General features: G+C 37.1%; 17 protein-coding genes. 4 read left to right on the forward strand and 13 right to left on the reverse strand.

Annotation, left to right across the window (positions count from 1 at the left end; translation table 11 throughout):
- Positions 1 to 41: 41 nt before the first annotated feature.
- Complete coding sequence (locus AVFI_RS07125) at positions 42 to 842, reverse strand: putative hydro-lyase (RefSeq protein WP_188863369.1); 801 nt, start codon at positions 840 to 842, stop codon at positions 42 to 44.
- A gap of 146 nt (positions 843 to 988) precedes the next feature.
- Here AVFI_RS07125 and AVFI_RS07130 point away from each other — a divergent pair, with 146 nt between their 5' ends.
- A complete protein-coding gene (locus AVFI_RS07130; RefSeq protein ID WP_054775262.1) occupies positions 989 to 1,882 on the forward strand; it encodes a LysR family transcriptional regulator in 894 nt (297 codons plus the stop codon).
- Here the strand turns inward: AVFI_RS07130 and AVFI_RS07135 are convergent.
- From AVFI_RS07135 to AVFI_RS07150, 4 genes are all read right to left on the reverse strand, one after another.
- On the reverse strand, positions 1,879 to 4,716 hold the full coding sequence (locus tag AVFI_RS07135) for an alkaline phosphatase family protein (protein ID WP_188863377.1): 2,838 nt from the start codon (positions 4,714 to 4,716) through the stop codon (positions 1,879 to 1,881). The genes AVFI_RS07130 and AVFI_RS07135 overlap by 4 nt on opposite strands.
- Positions 4,717 to 5,007: 291 nt before the next feature.
- A complete protein-coding gene (locus tag AVFI_RS07140; protein WP_005419372.1) occupies positions 5,008 to 5,358 on the reverse strand; it encodes a hypothetical protein in 351 nt (116 codons plus the stop codon).
- Positions 5,359 to 5,420: 62 nt separating this feature from the next.
- On the reverse strand, positions 5,421 to 5,951 hold the full coding sequence (locus AVFI_RS07145; RefSeq protein ID WP_054775261.1) for a GNAT family N-acetyltransferase: 531 nt from the start codon (positions 5,949 to 5,951) through the stop codon (positions 5,421 to 5,423).
- Positions 5,952 to 6,095: 144 nt separating this feature from the next.
- A complete protein-coding gene (locus AVFI_RS07150) occupies positions 6,096 to 8,339 on the reverse strand; it encodes a peptidase U32 family protein (protein ID WP_188863368.1) in 2,244 nt (747 codons plus the stop codon).
- A gap of 171 nt (positions 8,340 to 8,510) precedes the next feature.
- Here AVFI_RS07150 and AVFI_RS07155 point away from each other — a divergent pair, with 171 nt between their 5' ends.
- Positions 8,511 to 9,155, forward strand: a complete 645-nt coding sequence (locus AVFI_RS07155; protein ID WP_065597464.1) for a glutathione S-transferase — start codon at positions 8,511 to 8,513, stop codon at positions 9,153 to 9,155.
- Here AVFI_RS07155 and AVFI_RS07160 read toward each other — a convergent pair.
- The 3 genes from AVFI_RS07160 to AVFI_RS07170 form a co-directional block, all read right to left on the reverse strand.
- On the reverse strand, positions 9,152 to 9,625 hold the full coding sequence (locus AVFI_RS07160) for a GNAT family N-acetyltransferase (protein WP_005419379.1): 474 nt from the start codon (positions 9,623 to 9,625) through the stop codon (positions 9,152 to 9,154). The two genes, AVFI_RS07155 and AVFI_RS07160, sit on opposite strands and share 4 nt — an antisense overlap.
- A gap of 89 nt (positions 9,626 to 9,714) precedes the next feature.
- Entirely contained in the window at positions 9,715 to 10,149 is a 435-nt protein-coding gene (locus tag AVFI_RS07165) for a GNAT family N-acetyltransferase (protein WP_235621214.1), read from the reverse strand.
- A gap of 1 nt (position 10,150) precedes the next feature.
- Complete coding sequence (locus AVFI_RS07170) at positions 10,151 to 10,369, reverse strand: DUF6500 family protein (protein ID WP_188863367.1); 219 nt, start codon at positions 10,367 to 10,369, stop codon at positions 10,151 to 10,153.
- A 113-nt stretch (positions 10,370 to 10,482) separates the two neighbouring features.
- Between AVFI_RS07170 and AVFI_RS07175 the strand changes: the two genes are divergently transcribed.
- Complete coding sequence (locus AVFI_RS07175) at positions 10,483 to 11,781, forward strand: sialidase family protein (RefSeq protein WP_188863366.1); 1,299 nt, start codon at positions 10,483 to 10,485, stop codon at positions 11,779 to 11,781.
- Between the two features lie 51 nt (positions 11,782 to 11,832).
- Here the strand turns inward: AVFI_RS07175 and AVFI_RS07180 are convergent, their stop codons facing one another.
- The 3 genes from AVFI_RS07180 to AVFI_RS07190 are packed head-to-tail and all read right to left on the reverse strand — an operon-like array spanning position 11,833 to position 13,946.
- Positions 11,833 to 12,678: a sulfurtransferase gene (locus tag AVFI_RS07180; protein WP_054775258.1), complete on the reverse strand. Its 846-nt coding sequence runs from the start codon at positions 12,676 to 12,678 to the stop codon at positions 11,833 to 11,835.
- A gap of 23 nt (positions 12,679 to 12,701) precedes the next feature.
- Positions 12,702 to 13,484 (reverse strand): SDR family oxidoreductase, encoded by a 783-nt coding sequence (locus AVFI_RS07185; protein ID WP_188863365.1) that lies wholly within the window; start codon positions 13,482 to 13,484, stop codon positions 12,702 to 12,704.
- Positions 13,485 to 13,502: 18 nt separating this feature from the next.
- Positions 13,503 to 13,946 carry a GNAT family N-acetyltransferase gene (locus AVFI_RS07190; RefSeq protein WP_188863364.1) on the reverse strand — a complete coding sequence of 148 codons (444 nt, stop codon included), beginning with the start codon at positions 13,944 to 13,946 and terminating at the stop codon, positions 13,503 to 13,505.
- Between the two features lie 185 nt (positions 13,947 to 14,131).
- On the opposite strand from AVFI_RS07190, the gene AVFI_RS07195 reads away from it, so the two are divergent.
- Entirely contained in the window at positions 14,132 to 15,814 is a 1,683-nt protein-coding gene (locus AVFI_RS07195; RefSeq protein WP_188863363.1) for a chitinase, read from the forward strand.
- A 44-nt stretch (positions 15,815 to 15,858) separates the two neighbouring features.
- Here the strand turns inward: AVFI_RS07195 and AVFI_RS07200 are convergent, their stop codons facing one another.
- Positions 15,859 to 16,650 carry a hypothetical protein gene (locus AVFI_RS07200; protein WP_236782053.1) on the reverse strand — a complete coding sequence of 264 codons (792 nt, stop codon included), beginning with the start codon at positions 16,648 to 16,650 and terminating at the stop codon, positions 15,859 to 15,861.
- A 238-nt stretch (positions 16,651 to 16,888) separates the two neighbouring features.
- Entirely contained in the window at positions 16,889 to 17,377 is a 489-nt protein-coding gene (locus tag AVFI_RS07205; RefSeq protein WP_063666265.1) for a hypothetical protein, read from the reverse strand.
- Between the last annotated feature and the right edge of the window lie 64 nt (positions 17,378 to 17,441).

Here is a 17,441-nt window from a genome sequence, read left to right on the forward strand (position 1 = left end):
TCCTTAATTATTAAATTTGGTAGTAACAATAAATGTCTGCTTTAAAGCACGGCAAACTCTGAACTTAGACGATCAGTGATCAACATTTTTCCCGGAGCATGAGTAATACAAAATGGCGGTCGACTCTGACGAATAACATTTTGTGGTGTCACGCCACACCCCCAAAAAACAGGCACTTCATTTGGTTTTATTTCAACGGCATCGCCATAGTTTGGGGTTGATATATCGTTAATTCCGATAAGGCTTGGATCGCCAAAGTGAACTGGTGCTCCATGCGCTTTAGGAAAACGAGTAGTGATTTGAATAGCACGAATGGCATCAATGGAAGTGAATGGACGCATTGACACCACATAGTTTCCACTGAACTTTCCTGATGATTGGCAAGGAATACTGGTGTCATACATTGAGACGTTCTTCCCTTCATCGATATTTCGGATGGATAAACCGGATTGTATTAACGCCTCTTCAAACGAGAAAGAGCACCCTAAAACAAAAGTAACTAAATCTTCTCTCCATAATGTGGAAAGATCAGAGACTGCGGTTTCAAATTCCCCATCATAAAAAACATGATATTCAGGAACGTCAGTTGATAAATCAATATCCCTTCCGATTGATTGCAGGTACTTTTCTCCTGGTTGAGTAACATCAATTAAAGGACACGCCACCGGATTTTTTTGACAAAACAGCAAAAAATCGGTTGCCCACTCAGCTGGCAATATAACAAGGTTGGCTTGTAAATATCCTGCAGCACACCCCGTTGTTGAACCCGTAAATTGATTATTTCTAATAAGATCACGTAATTCTTTAAGAGGCAGTGTATTGAGCGACAGTCCTTGATCCATATAACAATCCTTTCGTCATTTGTAATTTTATCGTTAATCAAGGGTTACATTACTGCTTATTTATATAATGTCTATTCGTATTTTTCTGCTATTCTTGATAAAAAAAATTTATCACTCTTCAACAAATTCATAAAAGAGAGGCTTAAATGCTCAATTTAAAACAGCTGGAAACGTTTGTCTGGATAGCGCATTTAGGGAGTTTTCGCCAAGCCGCAAAGCATTTATGTACAACACAACCAGCCATCTCTACGCGTATTGCAAACCTTGAAGATACACTTAATACGACATTGTTTTATCGTGATACTGGTTCAATTTCACTAACAGCCAAAGGACGTGAATTATTACCTTTAGCCGAAAAGTTATTGAACAATGCCGATCAATTACGCGTTTTAGCAAACAGTGCTGAAGCAATATCTGGAATTTTACGGATTGGAGTTTCTGAAACGGTCGTACATACATGGTTACCGCACTACTTAGCGCTTATTCATCAGAATTTACCTCACTTAGAGATAGAGCTTATCGTTGATGCCACCATAAATTTACGAAAAGAATTGCTAGCACGAAATATTGATATCGCGATTTTATTAGGAGTAGTTGATGAACCGAATGTGGTTAGTCAAGGCATCTGTAATTACGATTTACACTGGGTGGCAAGCCCGACATTACAACAAACACAAAAAAACAGAGTACTTAACTTTGCTCAGTGGCCATTGATTACCTACGCCCGAAACACATCACCATACTATGAAATAGAACGTTATTTTAATACGCACAATAATCAAGCAACACGCTTCTATTCTGCGAGTTCTCTATCCGCAAGTATTAGGCTTGCTGAGAGTGGTATTGGTATCGCTATCCTACCTCAAGAAGTCATACATACTTCTCTACAAAACAATACGTTAGAAATAATTGAAGCAGACTGGTCACCAAGTCCGCTTCAATTTTCTGTTGCTTATATTGATACACCAGTAAATCTGATGACAATGGAGTCAGTTAAACTAACTTTTGAGGCCGTAAAACAATATAAAAACGCTAACTAATTTAACAAAGAAGGATACCCCCAACCGTTTTCATTTTTTATCACTTTTTCTTCAGTTAAATATTGATACAGTGTTGGAGCTAAAGAACCGTTCTCTTCAATGATAAGTGGTGCCATCTTATTCTTTATAGGCTTACCCCAAAATCCTAAGAACGCATCTTTCTCTAAATAATGCTCTCCAGCATGACGGCCTGGCACCTTGGTGTTAAAGCCAACACCAAACTTAGGAAATAAATTGATCGTTCCTGCTCTGTCTTCTTCATACAAATAAGCTAATTGGTTTACCACATCAGGACGAGCGGTAAATGATGTTAATGTTCGCCATTCTTGCTCAGTACACCATGAATTCTCTTCATTAGCATCAGCTGAGATCATGCAACGTTGGTATAATTCATCATATTGCTTTTGTTCAGTCTCGTTTAACTGTGGTTTATAGATATTAAGTACATCGACCTCAAGTAATTGAGATGAACCAGCAACAGGTTGATAAAACAATCGGTTGCCCTTCTTAGAGATCAATTCATCAACTCTTATATCGTCTTTAAAGCCAATCACTCGTATCTGACATTCATCCAACGAACAAGGTGTTTCTCTCACAACCAGATAATCTAACGATTCTTTTAAACGTGAAGCAATTTCATTCACAATATTAATCGGTTGATCTTCAAGTGCATTAACGGGTATCCATGTTGTGAGTTCGCTATACGTTGGTTGTACTTTCCATCCTTGTTGAGAATTAAAAAAGTCCATCATAAAATTACCACCAGCAGTAGAAGCCACCACAACATCGACCTCTTTATTACTTTCATAATTTAAGGCGTTCGTAATTTTTGGACCTTCTCCTTCATCCGATGATATTTTTTTAATGACTAATGGGTAATCTAACTCAGCCTGAAGCGTTTCAAATACTTGTTTCTCAGGGTTTAATGAATAATAAACTGGAGCCAAACCATGATCGCCCGCCATTCCCCACAACGTGCGATCATAAACATTAGCGGATTGATACACATCTGAAATTTGCGTTAACCAATAGTCCAAACGGTTAAGCTCCCCCGTAGGCATCAATATTTCATCACTAAAAGGGCCTGTAAAATGAGCAAAGTGATCTGGCCACGGATTATAAATAAGGGCGTAATCCGGCATTCCTTTTTGCTCTAATTTAGAGAACATTTCTAGTTGTTGCTGAATCTTCCATTTCTGTGTGAGCTTACTGTAAATATCCAACACAAAAATATTTTGATAAATGCCAATCTCTTCAATTAGCTCTGCTCTCATTTCTGTTATGTTTTTTTCTGTTTTTGCTCTTTGAGTTAATTCACGTAAACAACGTTTTTCCCCAAAATCACGCAGGCTTTCTCCTGCCCCTAAATTTACTAAACCATCGTAAGTTGTATGTGCATTCCAATCATACTGAGCATTGCAGTTGAGCGTAACTAAGTAATCTAATCGATCAAACATAGTTTGAACTTTATTTACATCCATTAATCGATCTAACTGCAACGCATCATTACCAAAAAAGTAATAGGCTCGGTCATCTTGTCTGTCAACAAAGTGGAAATTAGGGATCCCAGTTCCTCCCTTGCCAGATACCTTTGCTCCTGTTTTGATTATTGGTAAATTACGAACGCTTATCGTAGGTGTTGATGAAATGCCAACATTAACAATGCTCTTTTCATACTTTTGGTATAACTGGCTAAAGAAAGGCAGATAGTTTGGGTCTTGATAACCCTTTTCTACCATGGTTTTTAAGAAAGTAAGTTGCTGTTCATGCTCTGGTTGAGAGGTTGGCTCCCCCTGAGGCTTATATTCATTGCGATTTAAGTAATCTTGATATATCTGATTTAAAAACGTTTTTTCTGTTGGTGTAACTAAGCCTTCAATAAGTCCTTGTTGCAGACCATCTACCGTAATTTGTACAGCCAATCGACGCTGTTGACGTGATGCTAAATAAGCAACCAAGGTGTCAGGATTGTCTTTAAATGTTTCTTGTAACCACGAATTTAATGCAATTTGTCGTTGCTCTTGATACACAAATTGACGATAAGATTTCAGCACGTTAAGACGAACAAAATCAATCAACGTTATGGTCAGGGCTTCTGCTTTATTATTTACTTTGTTTTTATTCTCGGGTTTACCATCTGCAATAATAAGCTCTAATGCACTTCGCATCTCTCCCTTATCCATACCAAGCACAGATTTCTCTAAACCAGATAATATAATTGGCTGAATCTTATCAATAATGGCTTTGTCTTCCGGGCTATCTGAAAGATATGTATAGCGATCCGGTAAGGTATTAAGATCTTTCCACTCACCAATTTGAACCAATTCATCATAAACCACGACCATATTGGCGATAAATTTACGATCAACCTTCAATCCTTGATGATGTCCTTCTGATGGTTTCGATGCATCTTCTGCTTTTTGAAGCTCATTAAGTGTGAACAAAGAATGGCTAAAACGCTGTAATTCTTCTTCACTGTATTTAGTTTTTAAATAAGCTTTAAACGCATCTTCATTATCCATGTTTCCGTATTTATCAACGAAAGTATAAAGAAAATGCCCAAGAGGAATGGCGTAATAAGGATTAGATAATTGTGCAATAACGCGTTTTTTGACGCTACTATCAAGCGGTAGAGATAAAATGTAAGCATCTAGCGTAAGGCCTGCAATAGTAAAAATAGCAGCGTCACGAACGGTGGTTGTCGTATAAGTAATAGAATCATTGATTTGATGTTTTAAGATCTCGCTTGAATTAACAATGCCGCCAACAACAGGCACTGCACTGATATTTGCGGAACATGGCAAACTCAACATAGAAAATGATAATACACTCATTCCTAATAACGACGACACCGTTCTTTTTTTCACTTTAATTTCCTTTATTCATCTCATTAATCTGTTTTATTAAGTTATAGTTCAAGTGGGATATCAATATTATTGAAAATAATAAAGGTAATGAGATGAAGCTTAACGTATAACGATTCATGGAAGTCCTCTACAAAACTCATAACATTGAATTTATAGAATACTCCCACCACATCTTAATATTGTAACTTGAGTCAGAATTACGATTTACAATTCACTTTTATGCAATTGATTTACTTACCAATTACATTAGCTTTCATATTATAAACCGAATCCAATTTTAGGCTGACGACGAACAGATCGCACGCCCCATGGGGTTAAATCAGGTTTTGGCTGCCCTTCAAAATCACCAAGACAAATGTATCCCTTAGAAAGGTAACGATATAAGAAGTCACCTCCATCTAATGAACCTGTTTTATCATCACCAAATGGCAAATAAATTCGCTCAACACGAAGATCTGGTGCTTTTTTAAATGCAGGATATGCTGTTGAATTAACTTGGCGTGAGTCTAAGCTATTGAGAAGCGCTTTATCTGACATTTTAGCTTTCATACGGCTAAAAATCATGATCATTCGTTTCTGTCTTTCTGAAGAGACGATTATCATTTCCATTATTGGATTTCCTTTGAAACGAGAAAGTATATAGTAAACCCCTTCTCACAACCATGTTTACTCTACATAACCGGTGTCAATTGCTGAATCAGGCAACGATATTCATAACAATCAATAATTTCACCATCGACGAAAGCAAACTCAGGCTTAAATCCAACTTGTTTAAATCCATTTTTTGCTAAGACTTTCTGAGATGCGGCATTATCTGTCGATGCTACTGCATTTATCGATGATAGTTCATATCTGTTTTTCCCTATCTCTAACAGCTCTTTTGTAGCTAATGTTGCTAAACCTTGCGAAGTAAACTCTTCACCAATTCGATATCCAATTGAACCGCTGTTTTTCACTCTATCGATATTGTATAAATTTGCTCTGCCGAGTATTTGGCCATTTTCATCTTTAATCAACGTTGGATAAAGTAGCCCTTTTTTATATTCAGCCAGACAAAAATTAACGTGATCTTTTATGCCATTATCATCAAAAAAATCATCGTCTCTGGCTTCAATGAAAGATTCAAACCACTCTTTATTGTTTAGTTCAAACTCTAGTAATGCCGACGCATCAATTTGTTTTAGTAATTCTAATTTGACCATTATTAATCCCTCTTATGTTATTTCCTTTAGCAATGGCGTTAACTGAATTTGCGTTAATATTATGTTGCTATAAATTGATTATAGACAAAAAAAAGCCACGATATGTGATCGTGGCTGACTATTTAAATCAAAGCGAGAATTCGATTAAAGACCTTTCACATACTGATTATGTGTATTAATAGGAACCATTGAATATAACGTTTCTTGAACCGCAGTTTCACCTTTAACCAGAGCCTCAAAGTGCGTTGCTAACTCAACAATATCCGCTTGTTCTTTAGAACCGCCACCAATATTGGTTAGATCAATAAAGAATTCATCAAACAAATCAGATAAGTCATTAACGACATCCATGTTTAAGAATTGCTCATGGTTATAAATACTTGGATAGCCACCTTTTTGCTTGTCTACAGCAAAAGAAACCCCTTTCATGTTCGTAATGGTTGTCGCTTTTTCACACTTAATCATACAACCAGCTTCAATCGCACGCTTATTACAACCAACGGTTTGTTGGAAGAAACACTGACGACTTGTCATCAACAAAATTGGATGATAAATGCTGTAAAGTAACTTAAAGTTTTCAGGACGACGAATGTGTTTCATTTGCCCTTGATTTATTTCATTAGAAATGAACGCACCAGCACAATTAAACTCTTCTTTTAGTGTAATTAATGCATGTGAGTTGGTGGTATTCATGAATGGACCCGCAACCCACTCAATTCCCATTTCATAAGCTTTATAAGCAATACCTGTATTATTAGTAACAATACGTGCAGGTTTTACTTCTTCAAGGAATTTCACAGCTTCATTATAATCTTTACCAATCAATACCGCAGGGAACCATGGGATCAATCTTGGATTTTCTGAGAAGATGTTGATGTACGTTTTATCATTGCGTCTAAAGCTTTCTGGTAACTTAAAGTAAATATCTGCATCAGTGACATCGCATACTTTTAAGTCGGCAATATCTGCGATAAGCATAGATAACTTTGGTTGCTGTTCAACTTTTGGTTTTTGAGCTAATTTTGGTAATTCTACATGTTTAATAACGGCTTTATTTCCATTTAAACGATACGCAATCTGATCTTTTAGATCTGAAAGCTCTTTAAATAGCAGGATTAAGCCTTCATCAACTTGAGAAAAATCATAGCCAGAGAACTCATAATCGCTATTAGATACCCCTTTAAAGCGTTTCTCTAGCTCTTTTGGTGTAATTGACTTCTCACCGGCAGCCATAAGTAACGATGTCGATTCTAATTCAAAGATCTCTTTTGAAGTTGCTACCACCACTTTTAATGGACTATCAAGCTGTGCTTTAAATGCAATGGATAATGGCAGTTTTGAAATATCTAGATCTTGAATTTTCTCACGTAACTCTTCACCAAGGTTGTCTTTTGCTGCGTTCAATTCAGCTTTAACATCATGAATTTGAACCACATCAATGGCATTACTTTTCTCTACCGCATGAGTAACACTGTGATCTCTAGGATTATCGATGAACATGTCTTTGGTTAAGTTACCAGTCAAAAATGAATTGGTAAAATCACGGTTAAACACTTTGTGAAGGTTTGAATCATCTTCTAATAAATCACCAGACTCGATGAATTTATTGATGTTTTTGCGCCAATTATCAATAACCGTATAAACGTAATGAGAACCTTTAATACGCCCTTCTACTTTTAAAGAATCAACTTTAGCATCGACCAAATCAGGCAAATCAAAATACGCTGAGTTGTCTTTTAAGTTTAGAGGGTATTTGTTACCAACCGCGGTTTCTTCGTATTCATCACGACATGCTTGGCTACAACGTCCACGGTTACCTGAGTTACCCGCACTTACTGATGTTGAATAACATTGACCAGAAAATGCAATACATAATGAACCATGAACAAACACTTCAGTTAGAACATCGTGCTCATGAGCAACAGCAGTCAGTGATTTCACTTCTTCAATATTTAGTTCACGAGATAAGTTAACACGAGAAGCCCCTAACTTAGCTAAGAACTTAATTTGTCCTTCATTATGCGTAGTTAATTGCGTTGAAGCGTGAACATCGAGTGTTGGGAAGTATTTTTTCACTAAATCAAACATCGCTAAATCTTGCACAATGATGCCATCAACTGATGTATTCACTAGTTGATTAAGTAATTTAGCAATGCTTTTAATTTCATGTTCAAGAAGCACGATATTCAAAGTAAGGAATACTTCACAGCCATGCTCATGAGCAAGGCGTAAAATACCTGTCAATTCATCAAATGAGAGATTGGATGCACGGTTACGGGCGTTAAATACATCTAAGCCACAATAAACGGCATTTGCCCCTGCTACGATGGCCGCTTTTATCGCTTCTACATCACCGCCGGGTGCCAATAATTCAAGTTTTCTGCTCATTCTGAAATTGCTCACTTCGTTTTGCTGTAATAATTTTTGAGGGAGTATTCTACTCGCCTCACACTTTTATTACCAGAAGTAAGGTTTTTTATTGATCCAGATCATGAGGTATAACTATGATTTTTATTAGCAATGACACATATTCAACTTCATTCAAAGTTTAAGGTAACGATGACTATTCCTATTCTCTACTCATTACGACAATGCCCATACGCAATGCGTGCACGCTTAGCCATTCTGTATGCAGGGCAAACTGTTGTGCTACGAGATGTAGACATGATCAATAAACCCAAAGAAATGTTATCCATTTCCCCTAAAGGCACGGTACCTGTACTTCATTTTGAAGATACTGTTATTGAAGAAAGTGTTGATGTGATGCTTTGGGCACTGATCCAATCCGACCCAAGGAACTTACTATACCATCATGATTTGCTTCAGCTTCCATTGATGTTGGAGCTTATTCAAAAAAGTGACTCTGAATTTGTGCAAATTTTACAAAAATATAGGGCTGCTTCTCGCTATCATGACGATAATGAAATGGAGTATAGGGACAAGTGTGTCGAATGGTTATCAGACATTGAAGAGCGATTATCTAAACATGCATTTATCATGGGGGAAAGTGCCAGTATCGTTGATTACGCGCTTTTGCCTTTTATTCGCCAATTTTCTCGAGTAGATAAGAAATGGTATAACATCGCTCCTTTGCCACATTTAAGAGCTTGGCTCATTCGCCATTATAACGACCCTATTTTCTCGAAAGCCATGACGATCTACCCTAAATGGAACCGTAATGCTGAACCTGTCATTTTCGGTTAAGATTCACCCATATAACCACTGAAACAAAGAGAGCGTTCCATCTCAACAAAATGTTCATCTTCTCTGACAACTTGATAGCCTAACGAAAGATAAAAGTTGATAACCGATTTATTGACTTTGAATGCTGACAAGCAAGATTTCGTGACAACGTCACTATAGTGCTTTTGATAACACTTCATCACTGCGGTGCCTACGCCTTTATTTTGGTATTTTTCAAAAACAATCAATAAGTGAATATGAATCGTACTTCTAATGGCATCGGGCTTAGTGCAAATGATCCCTAGCCGCTCACCATTATACATTATCCAATCAAACCACTCTTTTTGGTATGACTGATTAAAGCGCTGTTGTTGATACAATTCATCCCACCCCAACGCTTCCTCTATCGTTGGTTTCAAGTACTTTTTGTAGATAGAGAATAAGGACGGATATTCACAATCAGTTACGCGTTGAAATATGATTTTATCCATAACATTATCCTTATCTCATAAATCCATGACTCATACTTGCAATAGACTCTTTCAGTTTAGACCATCACGGTGGTTTCACTTAACTACCACTACAATTTCTTTAAAAATTTGATCTTACTATTATCACTTGAGCCTTCATCTTCGTAGCCTGAAATGTGATATCCACTAGAGATAAGCAGTTGCAACATGGCAGGATAACGATTCATTGATTTAACACTGATCGCTTCATAGCCTTGCTTTTTAGCCCACTCTTCTTGGGTAACTCTTAACTGAGTTGCAATGCCTTGCTTTCTGGCACTAGGGACGACACCACCTAGCCAACTATAGAACTCAGAATCAGAAAATTGGTAGCCCATCTTATACGCTACTGGAATACCTTCAGAGACAGCAACTAAGATAAGGTGCTTTTTATCACTTAGGCGTTGTGTCAGTTTTTCATGTGTATTTCGGTTATCAAATTCAGGGATTTGTTGATCAACAATAAGAACGTCAGCCACAGTGCCTTGATGTATTTCTATTTTCATTTTACTTTCCATCTAAAACCATTGCCTTGATTTTATGTGCTTTTTCAAAGTGATCTAATTTATGTGTTGATATCCACCATGTCGCCGCTTCCATTAACAGCTCAGGGTCATCATTTTTATTAGCAAAAAAAGCATAAAAAGAGACACCAACGTTAACTCCCTTTTGTTCTATTTTTTTATCACAAACCGCAATTATTTTATCTCTTAAACTTTTTTGCACTGTCTAGCCTCTCGCATTTTTTATATGAATTATGCAAAACCAATCATTCATATGTACAATTAATAATTGATTTAGATCAATTTATTAATTAGGTAATTCCACGGATGGAAACTATGACAACTCATTATCTTAAAATAATTTTACCGCTTATCACTCTTACTGGTTGTAATTCTGACTCGAAAACATCAGCAGAAATTAATCCACAAGCCACAACAGAGTATACGTTATTGTCTTCTTATAGCTATAACATGTCCGTTCTTAATTCGACAAATATCCATTCAAAATGGAGCTCCCTTAGAATAATTAAAGAAAATCCAAATGAAGCTCTTTATTACCCAGATGTGGCGACCGATGGGAAAGGTGTACTTATTTCAGTATGGCAAAGCGAATATAACCCCTTATACGGTGGCGAATATGATGTAGTGTTTTCTGCATCATATGACAATGGTGTGACTTGGAGTGATACAGAACTGGTTAATCCTACAGATACCACAGATTCTGAATCAGATGAAGATCCTCAAATTTCTACCGATGGATATGGAAACTGGGTGATTATTTGGAGCTCAAGTGAGGATATAAATGGTTCTGGAAATGATTCAGATATTGTGTTTTCACATTCTGAAGATAATGGTAAGACTTGGACAACACCTAAACTGATCAATAATTATGCAGATGATGATTCTAGTCGAGATTGGAGCCCACAAATATCATTAAAAGAAAACAGATGGGTTGCAGTGTGGTCAAGTTCACGCTCACTAGATCCTATCGATAACACCGACGATATGGATATCCTGACAAGTTATTCATTAGACAACGGAGTAACATGGAGTACTCCTATATATGTTAATCAAACAACAATATCCGATGATAAAACAGATTATTTTAATCAATTCGATATGAATGATAGTGGATATGGCGTCGTTGCTTGGGCTGGTGAGCATGATTCTTCCGATTTAGATATTTACGCAGCAATTACTCATGATTTTGGAGAGTCTTGGAGTCAACCGACACTTATCAATAATTATGCATTAAGTGAGACATGCATGAGCAATTGTAATGATTATCCAACCTCTGTAGCAGTTAATAATACAGGAGATAGTGTTATCGCATGGGAAGGTATTAATCCCGTAACAGGTAGTGATAATGAAGCTTATATAAGCTATTCGAAAAATTTGGGGGCATCATGGTCAAATGAAACTTACTTAAACACCAACGCATTAACTGATGGGACAAGAGATAATGATGATGCATTAAAAATCCATCCTATTTCGAATACTAAGTGGGTTGCTTATTGGGTTGCAACTAATGGTGATAATGTGATTTTTAGAACAAGCAATGACCTAATTCAATGGTCTGATGAAACAATTATCACAACAGGTGTAGATGAAGTCGTTGCGTTAGCCATCCATTAATTATTTACTATTTAAATGTCGCTTAAATTTCTTAATTTAAGCGACTTACAATCACTCAATCGGTAACTTGTGATTACTCCCCCAATCAGCCCATGAGCCATCGTATAAGACGACATTTTTATAGCCAATTGAAACCGCTGCCAAAATTAAAATACAAGCCGTTATGCCTGAACCACAACTGAAAAATACCCTTGTTATATTTGATGGTACTCTTTCTTGAAAGATAGAGTTCAACATCGCTTTATTTTTAAAGGTCGTATTATCTAACAACATAGCAAATGGGAGATTTTTAGAACTTGGAATATGACCGCTACGAACCCCTTCACGAGGCTCAGCTGCTTTACCTAAAAATCGCATCTCACCGCGTGCATCTAAAATAACGGCATCCGTATCGATAACGTGAAGGAGCTCATCTGAATCACACGCTAAATGCATATTCGGCTTAGCAACTGCATTACCTAAAGAAGGTATTTGTTGATAAGAAGTAACAACTTCCCTCTCTTCTTCATGCCACTTTGGTAAGCCTCCATCCAATACATAAACGTGCTTAAATCCCATGACTTTAAATGTCCACCAAGCACGTGGAGATGAGTAGATTCCTTGGTTATCGTATATCACAACGATGGAATCTGAATTAATACCAAGCTCTTGAACGGCTTTTGTAAACTGCGATTCTGTTGGTAATGCATGAATTTGAGAAGAAGCGTGATCGCAAAAATCCAACTCAACATCAAGCTTACGCGACTTCGGTAAACAACAAAACTCGTCATAAACTATCGGTTCTTTACCCACAATATTCGCCATATAAGCATCAACAACGACAAGGTTTGTATCATTAATATGTTCTGCTAGCCACTCGGTAGTAACTAATGGGTTATCAGCTAATAATTGGTTCATGATGACTCCCTATTTGGTCTTTGTTAGCTATCATACGTAATATTCATTACATCAGGGTGAATAAATTCATAGCCTAACGCTTCTTTTATTTTATGATTACTGATGATTTTAAATGTTTGTTCACTGGATTCGATAAACGTAGGTGTTTCAACGCCAATACGTTGCGTTGCTTGTGTATAAAACTCACGCTTACTTGGATGAGTATCAGCACACGCATTAAAGATCTCATTCCATTTTTCTTGCTTAATAATTTGAGTGATCAACCCAATACAGTCATCCTGATGGATCATATTTACAGGTGCATCAGGGTTACTTACAGAACGCCCACTTTTGGCAAAAAAGCGTCCTGGATTCCGTGAATACCCTACAAGTCCGCTAAATCGAATTACGGTTGTTGTGAACTTAGTCGACTGCATAAATAAACGTTCAATCTGTGATAATGCAGAAGAAGGTATGGTTGCATCTTCTTCAGTAACCACTCGATTAGCATCTTCATAAACCGATGTGGAGCTTACAAATAGCACATGTTTTATCGACGAGGCTTCAATGATAGGAATTAAAGAGGTAAACCCTTCGATATTTTTTGATGGTATCGCAATGATTAAAACATCAGAGATCAGAAATTGACTCCATGATTGTTCAACGGCATCGATATCCAATAAATACGGCTTAATGTGATTTTTTTCTAGGTCACTTATTTTGCTGGAACTTCTTATAGAACCTTTTACCATAAAACCAGAATCAATTAGGTGTTTTGCTAAAGGCAACCCTAACCAGCCACATCCGAGTACGCTTATTGATGTCATAATAGTCCTTATTCTTTATTAATTTATATCTAAAGCAAGTACCAAACGATCTTCACCAAGACCAAAATAATCCTGCTCTTCCTTCAATAAATAGAATCCATAGGATTGGTATAATGCGTATGCTTTTTTATTTTTTGGGCATACGGTCAACAATAGTCTGTCATACTCTTCTGCGGTTGCAATTGCCGTTTCAAGCAATTTTTTTCCAAGGCCACAACCTTGTGCTGCTTTTGATACCGCGACCGCTAATATCCAAGCATCACCTTTAACTACACTTGATGGTACTTGCAATACATAACCAAGCGTTTCATTCTCTTTTCTAGCGACTAACAAGCCATTAGCCCAGCAATCAAATGCTTGTCGAATAAAGAAAGATGGATAACCATGCTCACCGAAGGCTTCAGTTTCAATATCAAAAATTCGAGCCAAATCGGTTTTTTCTGCTGTGCGAATACTTACCATCAATACATTTCCCTTTCTACTTCATGAATCACATTACGTATGTGCTTTTGTTTATATTTCATACTATTTGAAACAACTCGCATTGTTAAAACAGATATAACGGATGAGATAACTAAATCTACTAAAAACTCCTATAGTTATTCCAACTTAATTTCGTTTTAAAATTATCACAAGGAACGTTAATCATGTTTAAACTCGCTCTTTTACCTTCATTGCTAGCATGCAGTTTTGCAGCGAATAGTTTTACAATGAATCCTCAACCTGACCCTGATAATCCAACAGGTTATGTTGTATCTAAAGCTGAAATTAAAGCAGCTGAAGATGCGAAAACATTAGACCCTATGTACGATGTTTGGGCTAAAGCATTAGAAACTCGTCCTAATAGCGTTGTTGAAGCCATTGATGCGGGCGTTCCTACTAACCCAGATAACGTGAAACGTGTTGAACGAGTTTTTCCGCAATCTGAATGGTTCTTCCTAACCCAAATGGCGGCTCCAGAATATACTTATACTCGCTTCTTACGTGCTATTGGTAAATTCCCCGCGTTCTGTGGTGACTATACCGATGGACGTGATGCTGACGCTATCTGTAAAAAATCCATTGTAACGGCATTTGCGCATTTCTCACAAGAAACCGGTGGCCACATTGCTGTAGATAACGTATCAGACAATCCACTAGGACTTGAAGAATGGCAGCAAGCGCTTGTTCACGTTCGTGAAATGGGATGGTCAGAAGGTCAAGAAGGTTATACAACAGGTTGTGGTCAAAATGATTGGCAAAACAAGCGTTGGCCATGTGCAGCAGGCCAAGGTTACTTTGGCCGCGGTGCTAAACAGCTTTCTTACCACTTTAACTACGGTGCTTTCTCTGAAGTCATGTATGACGGCGATGCGACTGTATTATTAAACAATCCAGGTTTAGTTGCTGATTCTTGGCTAAACTTAGCGTCTGCTATTTGGTTCTTCTTAACACCGCAAGCACCAAAACCAGCAATGCTTCACGTTATTGATCGCACATGGACACCATCACAACGTGAAACAGATGCAGGAATTGGTTACGGATTTGGTACGACTATTAACGTAATTAATGGTGGTATCGAGTGTGGTGAGCAGAATAAGGATAAAGGACAACCCGTTAACCGTATTCGTTACTGGGAAGGACTGTCTTCACATTACGAAATCCTAGTAGAAGCTGATGAGAAGAATACTTGTTGGCAACAAACGCCTTACGGTAGCTTGAACCTAAATGGTGCAACGGATGTACTTTACACTAACTGGGATGGTAACTGGAAATATTACCCAGATCGTCCAGAAGGTGCGTCTTTTGAGTGTGAATTAGTTGGCTTCCAAACCGCCTATTCTGCGCTTGTTCCTGGTGATTACGAAAAATGTGTCACTAACTTCTATGGTTCTCATGCAAATTGGCCTGAAACTCGAGTTGTAGAAACACTACCAACAGACCCATCTGAACCAACGGATCCGACAGACCCGACAAATACATGGGATGCAAACAAAGTTTATAATACAGGTGATCAAGTTGTCGTTAACGGCGTGACTTATCAAGCTAAATGGTGGAATCAAGGTGATAACCCAGCAACAAGTACAACTGGTGTTTGGGAAGTAATCAGCGGTACACCAACAGAACCAACACCTCCTGTAGCCGTTGAGCCAACTCCTGTTGAACCAACGCCACCAGCACCAGTTGAACCTACTCCGCCAACAGAGCCATCATCAACATGGGATGCAGCAGCAACATACAACACTGGTGACCAAGTTACGGTTAATGGTGTTACGTATCAAGCTCAGTGGTGGACTCAAGGCAATAATCCAGAAACATCTGGTGAATGGGGAGTTTGGAAAAGAGTTTAATCATATCCAATAAAAAATGGGCCGTTTTGTCGGCCCATTCTTATTTAAAATAACTCTATATATAAAGTTTCATTCGACTTAAAGTTTAACGTTATATTTCCAATATGTTGGTCCGGTACTGAAAGAAGATTACGACCATTTATATCCGCTAATATTGAGCACTGATCATAGTTTTCTTTTAACCCTTCAATAGTTTCATTGTAATGGTTCAGCAAATCAAAACTTGCGAATGCAAAACCTTCAGAAACAATATAATTTGGTTGTTTAGATTCTTTACTAAGGGCTACATCTCCATTGCTATAACAACGTAAAGAATGTATATCTATATCATAACGATGATCAGATGCAGCACTCCATTGGATACGAACACTATTAGTTAATTCATAAGAGTTTATTGAAATATCACTAATTGGCTCAGGAAGGCGATCAAGAGTTGTATATCCAACAAGTTCATCATTTCTATACCAATTGAATTCATACATTGCTCCCATTGCATCGATTGTTGGAAACTCAATACCTGACAAATTATCTCTACTATGTACAACTCCATCTTGAACTATTTCAACACGATCAATATCTGAAACATACATTTCATATGGAAATATAGAGGGTTTATAATCACTATAAAAATCACCTCTAAAATACATGCTGTTATCATGTCTTAAGTACATTGTATATCTCAATTCAAGCTGAGAAACAGGATATGTGCATGTCATTTCTTGTGCATTACTGCAAAATCCATAAGGAGGATCTGTCTCATCACTTCCACCACCATCACTACCGCCACAAGCAGCAAGTAGCCCAAAACATGGGATCATTAATAAACTCTTTTTCATAATAATCTGTCCTTGATAAATACCCAGAACAATTTTACAAACAAGAATCATACAGTTCATTTACATAAATTATACCGAATGATAGGCGTCGCAATTTTGTATTTTAATGAAAACAATCTGCGAGCGACTTCATTATTATGAATTGAACAGCAAAAGACATAATTGACTTCATTCAAAACATCATACCTAAAAACAAAGAAAAGCCCTTTAACTCTATAGAATTAAAGGGCTTTATTTACTATGCCGTAGCTAGTGTTAACTGCTTATCTTGATTTTCTACATACCAGAAAGCCAATAATGATACCGCCCAGAATTGAAATAAATATTGGACGTCAGAGGCCCCTGCTAATGTTTGTGTAACAGCCATTGATGCCGTTACAAACAAAGAAGATAACAAGCCTGCTTTCAATAACGTTTTAGGCTTATTCGGTAAGATTTCTAATTTCAAAAACGAGGTAATTAATAACACAACAGGTAAAATTTGAAACACTATTAATACAGGAAATAAATAATCATACATAGGTACAAATATCGCGTCTGTTAATGGTTTTTTCGACCACGTACCTGCTATATATTCTTTCCATCCATCCCAACTATCACCTTGTCGAGTTCCAAATAAAATCCCATAAAACTTATCGACAACTCCGTTTGAGAACCAAAACGGTGCAAACAACATATAAAATGGAAGATATTTAATAATTTCAATCGCTTTTTCTAATTTTTTCATTGTCATTTCCTAAGTATAAAATAAAAATATTTAATTAAATTTATACTAATTCCATTCACGCACT

It is taken from the genome of Aliivibrio fischeri ATCC 7744 = JCM 18803 = DSM 507 (assembly GCF_023983475.1).
Lineage (GTDB): Bacteria > Pseudomonadota > Gammaproteobacteria > Enterobacterales > Vibrionaceae > Aliivibrio > Aliivibrio fischeri.

Bases quoted from the DNA above. Each gene is read 5' to 3' on its own strand.
- AVFI_RS07150 (WP_188863368.1), bottom strand. From the start codon at position 8,339: ATGAGCAGAAAACTTGAATTATTGGCACCCGGCGGTGATGTAGAAGCG.
- AVFI_RS07160 (WP_005419379.1), bottom strand. From the start codon at position 9,625: ATGGATAAAATCATATTTCAACGCGTAACTGATTGTGAATATCCGTCC.
- AVFI_RS07165 (WP_235621214.1), bottom strand. From the start codon at position 10,149: ATGAAAATAGAAATACATCAAGGCACTGTGGCTGACGTTCTTATTGTT.
- AVFI_RS07190 (WP_188863364.1), bottom strand. From the start codon at position 13,946: ATGGTAAGTATTCGCACAGCAGAAAAAACCGATTTGGCTCGAATTTTT.
- AVFI_RS07155 (WP_065597464.1), top strand. From the start codon at position 8,511: ATGACTATTCCTATTCTCTACTCATTACGACAATGCCCATACGCAATG.
- AVFI_RS07175 (WP_188863366.1), top strand. From the start codon at position 10,483: ATGACAACTCATTATCTTAAAATAATTTTACCGCTTATCACTCTTACT.
- AVFI_RS07205 (WP_063666265.1), bottom strand. From the start codon at position 17,377: ATGAAAAAATTAGAAAAAGCGATTGAAATTATTAAATATCTTCCATTT.
- AVFI_RS07180 (WP_054775258.1), bottom strand. From the start codon at position 12,678: ATGAACCAATTATTAGCTGATAACCCATTAGTTACTACCGAGTGGCTA.
- AVFI_RS07125 (WP_188863369.1), bottom strand. From the start codon at position 842: ATGGATCAAGGACTGTCGCTCAATACACTGCCTCTTAAAGAATTACGT.
- AVFI_RS07135 (WP_188863377.1), bottom strand. From the start codon at position 4,716: ATGAGTGTATTATCATTTTCTATGTTGAGTTTGCCATGTTCCGCAAAT.
- AVFI_RS07145 (WP_054775261.1), bottom strand. From the start codon at position 5,951: ATGGTCAAATTAGAATTACTAAAACAAATTGATGCGTCGGCATTACTA.
- AVFI_RS07140 (WP_005419372.1), bottom strand. From the start codon at position 5,358: ATGGAAATGATAATCGTCTCTTCAGAAAGACAGAAACGAATGATCATG.
- AVFI_RS07195 (WP_188863363.1), top strand. From the start codon at position 14,132: ATGTTTAAACTCGCTCTTTTACCTTCATTGCTAGCATGCAGTTTTGCA.
- AVFI_RS07200 (WP_236782053.1), bottom strand. From the start codon at position 16,650: ATGAAAAAGAGTTTATTAATGATCCCATGTTTTGGGCTACTTGCTGCT.
- AVFI_RS07130 (WP_054775262.1), top strand. From the start codon at position 989: ATGCTCAATTTAAAACAGCTGGAAACGTTTGTCTGGATAGCGCATTTA.
- AVFI_RS07185 (WP_188863365.1), bottom strand. From the start codon at position 13,484: ATGACATCAATAAGCGTACTCGGATGTGGCTGGTTAGGGTTGCCTTTA.